Source organism: Pseudomonas sp. P135 (assembly GCF_020312125.1).
GTDB lineage: Bacteria > Pseudomonadota > Gammaproteobacteria > Pseudomonadales > Pseudomonadaceae > Aquipseudomonas > Aquipseudomonas fragariae.
On the sequence record NZ_JAGPYR010000017.1, the window covers coordinates 120,465 to 129,616 of the forward strand.

General features: G+C 56.9%; 11 protein-coding genes and 1 pseudogene. 11 read left to right on the top strand and 1 reads right to left on the bottom strand.

Annotated elements, in window-relative coordinates; genetic code table 11:
• Positions 1-117 precede the first annotated feature (117 nt).
• From KBY08_RS21560 to secB, 3 genes are read left to right on the top strand one after another with little or no spacing between them, the layout of a single operon-like run.
• Positions 118-531 (top strand): rhodanese-like domain-containing protein, encoded by a 414-nt coding sequence (locus KBY08_RS21560; RefSeq protein WP_003318290.1) that lies wholly within the window; start codon positions 118-120, stop codon positions 529-531.
• 2 nt (positions 532-533) lie between these two features.
• Positions 534-785, top strand: coding sequence for a glutaredoxin 3 (gene grxC / locus KBY08_RS21565; protein ID WP_011269283.1), 252 nt, complete (start codon positions 534-536; stop codon positions 783-785).
• Positions 786-825: 40 nt separating this feature from the next.
• Positions 826-1,314 (top strand): protein-export chaperone SecB, encoded by a 489-nt coding sequence (gene secB / locus KBY08_RS21570; protein ID WP_003372189.1) that lies wholly within the window; start codon positions 826-828, stop codon positions 1,312-1,314.
• Positions 1,315-1,375: 61 nt separating this feature from the next.
• Here the strand turns inward: secB and KBY08_RS21575 are convergent, their stop codons facing one another.
• The gene (locus KBY08_RS21575) at positions 1,376-1,831 is read right to left on the bottom strand and encodes a tRNA (cytidine(34)-2'-O)-methyltransferase (protein WP_004407330.1); all 456 of its coding nucleotides are present in this window, start codon (positions 1,829-1,831) and stop codon (positions 1,376-1,378) included.
• On the opposite strand from KBY08_RS21575, the gene KBY08_RS21580 reads away from it, so the two are divergent.
• From KBY08_RS21580 to KBY08_RS21615, 8 genes and pseudogenes are all read left to right on the top strand, one after another.
• The gene (locus KBY08_RS21580) at positions 1,830-2,270 is read left to right on the top strand and encodes a hypothetical protein (protein ID WP_111522569.1); all 441 of its coding nucleotides are present in this window, start codon (positions 1,830-1,832) and stop codon (positions 2,268-2,270) included. The genes KBY08_RS21575 and KBY08_RS21580 overlap by 2 nt on opposite strands.
• 1,022 nt (positions 2,271-3,292) lie before the next feature.
• Complete coding sequence (locus tag KBY08_RS21585; protein ID WP_011269280.1) at positions 3,293-4,639, top strand: OprD family outer membrane porin; 1,347 nt, start codon at positions 3,293-3,295, stop codon at positions 4,637-4,639.
• A gap of 169 nt (positions 4,640-4,808) precedes the next feature.
• Positions 4,809-5,447 carry a peroxiredoxin gene (locus KBY08_RS21590; protein WP_003318285.1) on the top strand — a complete coding sequence of 213 codons (639 nt, stop codon included), beginning with the start codon at positions 4,809-4,811 and terminating at the stop codon, positions 5,445-5,447.
• A gap of 382 nt (positions 5,448-5,829) precedes the next feature.
• A complete protein-coding gene (locus KBY08_RS21595) occupies positions 5,830-6,795 on the top strand; it encodes a sulfonate ABC transporter substrate-binding protein (RefSeq protein WP_004407337.1) in 966 nt (321 codons plus the stop codon).
• Positions 6,796-6,823: 28 nt separating this feature from the next.
• Positions 6,824-7,621, top strand: coding sequence for an aliphatic sulfonate ABC transporter permease SsuC (ssuC, locus tag KBY08_RS21600; RefSeq protein WP_004407339.1), 798 nt, complete (start codon positions 6,824-6,826; stop codon positions 7,619-7,621).
• Complete coding sequence (gene ssuB, locus KBY08_RS21605; protein WP_003427335.1) at positions 7,618-8,430, top strand: aliphatic sulfonates ABC transporter ATP-binding protein; 813 nt, start codon at positions 7,618-7,620, stop codon at positions 8,428-8,430. The genes ssuC and ssuB overlap by 4 nt, the downstream gene beginning before the upstream one ends.
• A gap of 26 nt (positions 8,431-8,456) precedes the next feature.
• Entirely contained in the window at positions 8,457-8,672 is a 216-nt protein-coding gene (locus tag KBY08_RS21610) for a TOBE domain-containing protein (protein ID WP_002555770.1), read from the top strand.
• Between the two features lie 134 nt (positions 8,673-8,806).
• Positions 8,807-9,152: pseudogene (locus tag KBY08_RS21615) on the top strand (RHS repeat-associated core domain-containing protein); the annotation flags it as partial.

Genomic DNA, 9,152 nt, shown 5'->3' on the forward strand with positions numbered 1-9,152 from the left:
AGTACAAGGGAACGGCATTTTAAGGACAAGTTCAAACGGCGTCACTGTCGTACGGACTTTGGCCGACCTTGGCTGCTGTGTATACTGGCCGACATTTTAACGCCCTGGAACCTACTGATGGTTGCTCACCTGCTTGAATTCGCCACTAACCACTATTTGATCACCGGTGCCTTCGTCATTCTGCTGGGACTGCTGATTGCTTACGAAATGAGCAAGGGCGGCGCCAGCCTGAGCACTCGCGAGCTGACCGCGCTGGTCAACAGCGATCAGGGCGTGGTCATCGACGTGCGCTCGAAAAAGGATTACACCGCAGGGCACATCGTCGGCTCCCTGAATTTCCCGCAGGACAAGGTACTGACCCGTACCGCCGAACTGGAGAAATACAAGGACAAGACGTTGATCATAGTCGATGCAATGGGGCAGCATGCTGGCACCACCGCCCGCGAGCTGCTCAAGTCCGGCTTCAAGGCGGCCAAGCTGTCCGGCGGCATTTCCAGCTGGCGCGGCGATAACCTTCCTCTGGTGAAGTGAACATGGCTCAAGTCATCGTCTATTCCAGCGACTACTGCCCGTATTGCATACGTGCCAAACAGCTTCTGCAGAGCAAGAGCGTGGCCTTCGAGGAAATCCGGGTCGACGGCAAGCCGCAGCTGCGTGCCGAAATGACCCAGAAGGCCGGTCGTACTTCCGTACCGCAAATCTGGATCGGTTCGACCCACGTGGGCGGCTGCGATGACCTGTTCGCTCTGGAGCGTGCCGGCAAGCTCGATGCGCTGCTGGCCTGATACCCCTTAATCTTTCAGCCTAATCTGACAAGGATCCGAGATGACCGATCAACCGAACAACGACGCCGTTGCCAACGAAGAAAACGGCCCACAATTCTCCCTGCAGCGTATCTACGTTCGCGACCTGTCGTTCGAAGCGCCAAAAAGCCCGGCGATCTTCCGCCAGGAGTGGACGCCGACCGTCAGCCTGGACCTCAACACCCGTCAGAAGCAGCTGGAAGGCGATTTCTACGAAGTCGTGCTGACCCTGTCCGTGACCGTCAACAATGGCGACGAAGTTGCCTTCATCGTTGAAGTGCAACAGGCCGGTATCTTCCTGATCAAGGGCCTGGACGACGGCGCAATGAGCCACACCCTCGGCGCATTCTGCCCGAACATCCTGTTCCCTTACGCTCGCGAAGCCATCGACAACCTGGTCGTACGTGGCTCGTTCCCTGCGCTGATGCTGGCTCCGGTGAACTTCGACGCCCTGTACGCGCAAGAACTGCAGCGCATGCAGGAAGCTGGCGAAACGCCGACTGTTCAGTAAGCGTTACCGCTGCAAACAAAAAGCGCCTTTCGGGGCGCTTTTTTGTGCATGGTCGCTCGGTCTAGGCAAACCCGTGCTGACGCCATGCTTCATAGACAGCCACGGCCACCGTGTTGGACAGATTAAGGCTGCGGCAGCCTTCGCGCATGGGCAGTCGCAAGCGATGCTCGCTGCTCAGCGAGTCAAGAATATCGGCGGGCAGGCCACGGCTCTCCGGACCGAACAGAAAGGCATCGCCTGGCTCGAAGCTCGCATCATGAAAAGGCCGAGAGCCTTTGGTGGTGAAGGCGAACACCCTCGGGTTGCCGATCTTCTCCAGACAGCTTGCCAGGTCAGCATGTGTCTGCAGCGTGGCATACTCGTGATAATCGAGCCCGGCACGGCGCAGGCGCTTGTCGTCCAGCTCGAAACCCAAGGGTTCGATCAAATGCAGGGTGCAGCCACTGTTGGCGCATAGCCTGATGACATTGCCGGTATTCGGCGGAATTTCTGGTTGAAAAAGGATGACGTGAAACATGCACGGCTCCGAACGAAAGGACGGGATGCATTCTACCCTTGAAGAGGACCCGAGACCGAAGCTATGGCCGCGTGTTCTTGGCTCCATGGCGATTGTCGGGTTTACCGTGGGCACGATTATCGGCCGCCTGCAGCAGCCTGATCCGGTCGAGCTGGAGCAAATCGAAGAATTGCCTGCCGGTCTGGCGCTCTGGTTCAACGAAGAACCGAAGTATCGCGGCGCGACAGTCGATGGTGCAGTAGTGCTCAACGTCGATGCGTCAGGACAGCCGTGGACGGGCCAACTGAGGTTCGACAATCGGGTTGCGCGCTGGAAGGTGGAACGTGGGGAGAAGGGGTTGGTGCTGACGCTCCTGGCAGCCCGTCCACTTCATGGCGACTGGCGCACTGAGAAGGTGGACGGGCGCTGGAGACTGGAGGTCAGTGTCCGGGAGGAATAAAAGAGGGGAATCCCCGGCCTGCCTGTACCAAGGTCCCCAAAACTGGTGATGTAATACCTATTGCAGGGGGCGTGCCAGTTTTCAAATCGTTTCAGAAAAAACGTGTTCGCGTGAGAAGCGGATCCTCCCTGCGTGAGGCCATGCCTTATTCCTGCAACACATAACTCTTTGAATTATAAATATTTATACATGTTTCTCGTGTGCCGGAAGTGATTTGGCTATAGAGCGGAGTCGTAGTGCCGCGTCGTTCCTCCTTGATAACGCAGTACACGTTCCAGCCTTCCGGTTTTCCAGAAGCGCACTCAATTTGCGCACCACTAGCGTGCAGAAACCCATACTGATGCACTCGTCCATCCGAACTCGATGATGGATCTTCGCCCCTCACGTGCACAAATGAGCCGTTTGCGCATTGGCCAATCGGCTGGCTGCCATGGCGCCCGACACCAGAATTGCCTTTTTGTTCACATGGACTACAGTGAGGGACGGCTCTGAAGGCCGAAAAATGCTTGAAAATGGCCCAAAAAAGCAAAGTGAAAAAAATTTTTTGTGCTTGAACACGGTGCGCCGTCAAAGTGATGACAACTGTCACATTAACTGACTAATCTCCCCGAAGTTCCCGTAATACAAGGCTTTCGCCAGTTTTGCATCAGCGCTCTGCTGGCGGGAATCGAGGCCGGTGAAGGTACATTTTTCCGGTCGTGGGCACGAAAACGATAGATCTGACGAACGGTACCAAAATAAGTTTTGGGAAATGGGTAGTCAGGTCGATACACTCCGTGACGTCCTTGCTGACACGAGTTGTGACATATGACTGGATGTTCTCAAGATTCCAGCAACGGTTTCTTCAGCGCATAAAAGCATTGCACCGACGTGTTGGCATCGACCAAAGCGGTCTAGTCAAAAGTCAGGGCGAACAGAATCCATTGATCTCGGATCGGGACTGTCGCCTATCGCTAATCCGTGGGTCAGGGCCAAGCCCGGCACCATGGATATAAAAAATTAGATTCACGAGGAGCGTAGTAATGAAGAAGTCCACCCTGGCTTTGGCCGTCACCGTTGGTGTATTGGCTCAGCAGGCCAGCGCAGCTGGTTTCCTGGAAGACAGTAAAGCGTCCGTCAGTTCTCGTACTCTGTATTTCAATAACGACCTGCGTGAAGGGTTTCGTGCTTCCGACCAGCGAGAAACCTCTACCGGTCTGAAATTCGACTACCTCTCTGGCTTTACTCAGGGCACTGTCGGTTTTGGTCTTGATGCGCAAGCTGTAATGGGTCTGCATTTGGGTGGCGGTATTGAGCACCATAATGCCAACACAGCTAATACCGTTGTTCCGACTGATACTGATGGTTCTTCGGTCAGCGACTGGTCCCGTGTTGGTGCCAACGCCAAGATGCGCTTCTCTAAAACTGAATTGAAGGTTGGTAATGCGCTGGCGCCGAACCTGCCGATTCTGGTCAGCAACGATGGTCGTCTGTTGCCTCAGGCCTTTGAAGGCGGCATCCTGACCTCCAAGGATCTGGATAACGTTACCTTCACCGCAGGTCAACTGAACAAGTCCATTGGCCGTGCTTCGAGCAACTGGACTGACCTGTCCGTTGCTGGTGCTACCCAGACCGCCGACCAGTTCCGTTTCGCCGGTGCCGACTGGAAAGTTACCAAAGACCTGACCCTGCAGTACTACTACGCGAACCTTGAAGACTTCTACAAGCAACACTTCCTGGGCCTGGTTCACGTCTACCAGATCGACAACGACCAGTCTTTCAAGACTGACCTGCGTTATTTCAACAGCAGCGCTGACGGCAAAAACAGCGAAGCTGCAGCGGGCTATCGTTTTAACAACAACGGTGGTTACGCCTCACATACCGGCGAAGTCGACAACCAGACCTGGTCTGCCATGTTCACTTACGCCTTGGGCGGTCACTCGTTTATGGTTGGTCACCAGCAAGTGGGTGACAGCGGCGGCATGGTCTATCTTGGCCAAGGCAACGTAGTTGACGGTCGCGGCCGACCTGAAGGTAACGGCGGTTCGAGCTTCTACCTGTTCACTGATTCGATGATCAACGGGTTCAACCGGGCTGGTGAAAACACCACCTTCGGTCAGTACTCGTATGACTTCGCCAAGGTTGGTGTTCCTGGTCTGAAGGCTGCGATTGCTTACTTGAGCGGTGATGACATCCGTGATGTCAATCGCAATCTGGGTAGTCACTCCGAGTGGGAGCGTGATATGCGCGTTGACTACGTAATTCAGAGTGGTCCGCTCAAAGGCTTCGGTACAACTGTGCGCCACGGCAGTTTCCGTGGTGACTCCGCTACTACTGCTGATACCGATCAAACCCGCATCCTCTTCAACTACACCTATAGCTTCATGTAAGTGTATTGAGGCTTAAAGGAACCCCGCCCTGTGCGGGGTTTCTTTTGCCTGTTTTTTGATATTCCTGGCAGGTCTATTGGGTGCATTATTTATTCTTTTTAACTTCTCTCGGCAGGGCGCACAGTGGTGCTATACCAAGGCCTACCCGATACAGACAAGGAGCAACACCATGACACTGCGACTTGGCGACATCGCCCCTGATTTCGAACAGGAATCCAGTGAGGGGCGTATACGTTTTCATGAATGGCTCGGCGACAGCTGGGGTGTGTTGTTTTCTCATCCTGCTGACTTCACGCCGGTGTGCACCACAGAACTGGGCTTCACTGCCAAATTGAAAGACGAGTTCGCCAAGCGCGGCGTGAAAGCCATTGCGCTGTCGGTGGATCCGGTCGATTCGCACATCAAGTGGATCGACGACATCAACACCACGCAAAACACCCTGGTCAACTTCCCGATTCTGGCCGACGCCGACCGCAAGGTTTCCGACCTGTACGACCTGATTCACCCTAATGCCAACGACACACTGACTGTGCGCTCGCTGTTCGTGATCGATCCGAACAAGAAGGTGCGTCTGACCATTACCTATCCGGCCAGCACCGGGCGTAACTTCCACGAGATTCTGCGCGTTATCGACTCCCTGCAATTGACCGACAACTACAAGGTCGCCACGCCCGCCAACTGGGTGGACGGTGATGACGTAGTGATCGTGCCGTCGATCAAGGACGAAGCCGAGATCAAGCAGCGCTTTCCCAAGGGCTATAAGGCAGTCACCCCTTATCTGCGCCTGACACCACAGCCAAACCGCTGATTTTCGATCTACCAAGCGTGGGGTTATTCGGGCCGATTTATCGGCCCTTTTTTATTGCGCCCTCATAGCCGCCTGCTACGTCGCTCAATCAAGCGCGGACGCGGAGCGTCCAGAACGGCATACCCACGCGGAGCATGGGTACGATAGTTACAGGGCTATCGTTCCTCACGCTCCAGCGTGGGAATGCCTGTCGTGACGCTCCGCGTCACAGGTTGCCAACGTACAAGCACGAACACTTTTATATATTCATTTATGGAATAACTAAATGAATAAATAAGATTTATAGATATAAAAAAGGGCTGTTAATGTCGTGCCTATTCCCACCTTGCTCCTTCGTAACCGGTCGAGCAGGGGATCACCCCAAATAGGTAAAGGAGCGCATATGCGCACTGTCATTTTGCGTCGAGGCCTTGTTGCGCTGTTTGCTGCTGCGGTCGCTCTTGGTGCGGTCACTCAGGCCCAGGCGGAAGATCTGCGCATCGGTTACCAGAAGTACGGCACGCTGGTGCTGCTTAAGGCCAAGGGCTCGCTGGAGAAGCGCCTGGCCGAGCAGGGGGTGAAAGTCCAGTGGACCGAGTTCCCTGGTGGTCCTCAGCTGCTTGAAGGCCTGAACGTAGGCTCCATCGATTTCGGCGTCACCGGCGAAACGCCGCCGGTCTTCGCTCAGGCCGCGGGCGCGGACCTGCTGTATGTGGCCTACGAGCCGCCAGCACCGACCAGTGAAGCCATTCTGGTCCCCAAAGACTCGCCGATTACCTCGGTCAAGGACCTGAAGGGCAAGAAAGTCGTCCTCAATAAGGGCTCGAACGTCCATTACCTGCTGGTCAAGGCACTGGAAGATGCCGGCCTGAAATACACCGATATCCAGACCGTCTTCCTGCCTCCGGCCGATGCGCGTGCGGCTTTCGAGCGTGGCAGCGTGGACGCCTGGGTCATTTGGGACCCGTACCAGGCCGCTGCTGAAAAGCAATTGCAGGCGCGCACCTTGAAAGATGGCACCGGTATTGTCGACAACCATCAGTTCTATCTCGCCACCAAGCCGTACGCACAGAAAAACCCCAAGGTCATTCAGGCCTTGGTCGAGGAGGTCCGTGCGGTGGGGGAATGGTCCAAGGCCAACCCCGATGAAGTGACCCAACAGGTCGCACCGTTGCTGGGGCTGCCGGCCGACATCACCCTGACCTCGGTGAAGCGTCAGGGCTACGGCGCGCAGTTCCTTACCCCGCCGGTAGTGGCGGCACAGCAGAAAATCGCCGACACCTTCTACCAGCTCAAGCTGATTCCAAAGCCGCTCAGCATTGCTGACGTGGTCTGGACACCTCCTGCTGCTGTTGCTCAAGCACAGTGATCGTCAGGCCCTTCGAGGAGACAACTCCATGAGCCTCAGTGCTTCGCAACGCATCGTTCACCGACTGGCGCCCTGGGCACTTCCAGTCCTGTTGCTGGCAGTCTGGCAGCTGTCGGTCAGCGCCGGCTGGTTATCCACACGCATTCTGCCCGCGCCCAGCGCGGTCATCGAAGCCGGCATAAACCTGGTCGCCAGCGGCGAAATCTGGACCCATCTGGCAATCAGCGGCTGGCGCGCCGGGATCGGTTTCGCCATCGGCGGCGGCATCGGTCTGGCGCTGGGCTTCATTACCGGCCTGAGCAAATGGGGGGAGCGTCTGCTGGACAGCTCGGTGCAGATGATCCGCAACGTGCCGCACCTGGCGCTGATCCCGCTGGTCATCCTGTGGTTCGGCATCGACGAGACCGCCAAGATATTCCTCGTTGCGCTGGGCACCCTGTTCCCGATTTACCTGAACACCTACCACGGCATCCGCAACATCGATCCGGCGCTGGTAGAAATGTCCCGCAGCTATGGCCTGTCAGGTTTCAGCCTGTTTCGTCATGTGATCCTGCCGGGCGCCATGCCTTCTATTCTGGTAGGGGTGCGCTTTGCACTGGGCTTCATGTGGCTGACGCTGATCGTCGCGGAAACCATTTCTGCCAGCTCCGGCATCGGCTACCTGGCGATGAATGCACGGGAATTTCTGCAAACCGACGTCGTGGTGCTGGCCATTGTGTTGTACGCCGTACTCGGCAAGCTGGCCGATCTGGCGGCGCGAGGCCTGGAACGTGTCTGCCTGCGCTGGCACCCGGCCTATCAAACGAGCAAAGGCGGTGCCGCATGACCAGTCTGAAACAGCAACCTCCACACTTGCTGCGTGGCATCCCGCTGGCGGTACGCAAACTGAAAAAAGCGTTCGGCGCCCGTGAAGTGCTCAAGGACATCGACCTGCACATTCCGGCCGGTCAGTTCGTCGCCATCGTCGGCCGCAGCGGTTGTGGCAAAAGCACCCTGTTGCGCCTGCTCGCCGGCCTCGACAAACCAACGCAAGGCCAGCTGCTCGCCGGCTCTGCGCCACTGGACGATGCCCGCGAAGATACGCGCTTGATGTTCCAGGAAGCGCGCTTGCTGCCCTGGAAAAAGATCATCGACAACGTCGGCCTCGGCCTGAGCGGCGACTGGCGGGCGCAGGCCCTAGAAGCGCTTGAAGCCGTCGGCCTTGCCGAGCGCGCCAACGAGTGGCCTGCCGCATTGTCCGGTGGTCAGAAGCAACGCGTTGCCCTGGCCCGCGCGCTGATTCACAAGCCACGCCTGCTGTTGCTCGACGAGCCGTTGGGTGCGCTGGACGCCCTGACCCGGATCGAAATGCAGCAACTGATCGAAAAACTGTGGGGCCAGTATGGTTTCACGGTGCTGCTGGTGACCCATGACGTCAGCGAGGCCGTGGCCATTGCCGACCGTGTGATCCTGATCGAAGAAGGGCAGATCGGCCTTGATCTGCTGGTCGACCTGCCACGCCCGCGTGTTCGTGGTTCGCATCGCCTCGCGGCGCTGGAGGCCGAAGTGCTCAACCGCGTGCTGGCCCTGCCGGGTTCGCCACCTGACCCGGAACCGTTTTCGCCACTGCCCACGCAATTACGCTGGGCAAATTAACCCTGATCCCCAAAGGAAGACATGCCATGACTATCAAAGCCATCAACGTTCGCAACCAGTTCAAAGGCACCATCAAGGAAATCGTCCACGGCGATGTACTGTCGGAAATCGACGTACAGACCGCATCGGGCGTCGTGACCTCGGTCATCACCACCCGCTCGGTCAAGGAGCTGGAGCTGGTCGTCGGCAGCGAAGTCATCGCCTTCGTGAAGTCGACTGAGGTCTCCATCGCCAAGCTGTAAACGATGGGCAAAAAACACCCCGGACGGTTGTAGCCCTCCGGGGTTTTTTGCTGTTTACCTAGCAGTTATGCGAGGTAGGCAGCGTATCAGTATTGCTGGATGCTGAAGGCTGATTCCCTCCGAAGCATCTGGCCATGACCTCTTCAAATCAAGCAGTGTTATGCCGCTACAGTTATGACCCACTGGACCGTCTGGTCTCCAGCTCGCCGGTTGGGCAGGCGGATGTGCAGCGCTTCTATCAAAAGAACCGCCTGGCGACCGAAATAGAGGGTGCATCACGACGCACGGTCTTTCAGCATGGAGACCTGTTATTGGCTCAGCAGCGGCATGTTGATGGTTTGGTGAACACGACGCTGCTTGCGACGGATCAGCAACGTTCTGTCCTGCGGGTTGTGGATAAGTCCGGGGTTGAGCCAGTGGCGTACAGCGCCTATGGTCATCACCCGGCGGAAAGCGGGTTGACCAGTTTGCTGGGGTTCA

Bases quoted from the DNA above. Each gene is read 5' to 3' on its own strand.
- ssuB (WP_003427335.1), top strand. From the start codon at position 7,618: ATGACCAGTCTGAAACAGCAACCTCCACACTTGCTGCGTGGCATCCCG.
- ssuC (WP_004407339.1), top strand. From the start codon at position 6,824: ATGAGCCTCAGTGCTTCGCAACGCATCGTTCACCGACTGGCGCCCTGG.
- KBY08_RS21580 (WP_111522569.1), top strand. From the start codon at position 1,830: ATGCACGGCTCCGAACGAAAGGACGGGATGCATTCTACCCTTGAAGAG.
- KBY08_RS21560 (WP_003318290.1), top strand. From the start codon at position 118: ATGGTTGCTCACCTGCTTGAATTCGCCACTAACCACTATTTGATCACC.
- grxC (WP_011269283.1), top strand. From the start codon at position 534: ATGGCTCAAGTCATCGTCTATTCCAGCGACTACTGCCCGTATTGCATA.
- KBY08_RS21610 (WP_002555770.1), top strand. From the start codon at position 8,457: ATGACTATCAAAGCCATCAACGTTCGCAACCAGTTCAAAGGCACCATC.
- KBY08_RS21585 (WP_011269280.1), top strand. From the start codon at position 3,293: ATGAAGAAGTCCACCCTGGCTTTGGCCGTCACCGTTGGTGTATTGGCT.
- KBY08_RS21595 (WP_004407337.1), top strand. From the start codon at position 5,830: ATGCGCACTGTCATTTTGCGTCGAGGCCTTGTTGCGCTGTTTGCTGCT.
- KBY08_RS21590 (WP_003318285.1), top strand. From the start codon at position 4,809: ATGACACTGCGACTTGGCGACATCGCCCCTGATTTCGAACAGGAATCC.
- KBY08_RS21575 (WP_004407330.1), bottom strand. From the start codon at position 1,831: ATGTTTCACGTCATCCTTTTTCAACCAGAAATTCCGCCGAATACCGGC.
- secB (WP_003372189.1), top strand. From the start codon at position 826: ATGACCGATCAACCGAACAACGACGCCGTTGCCAACGAAGAAAACGGC.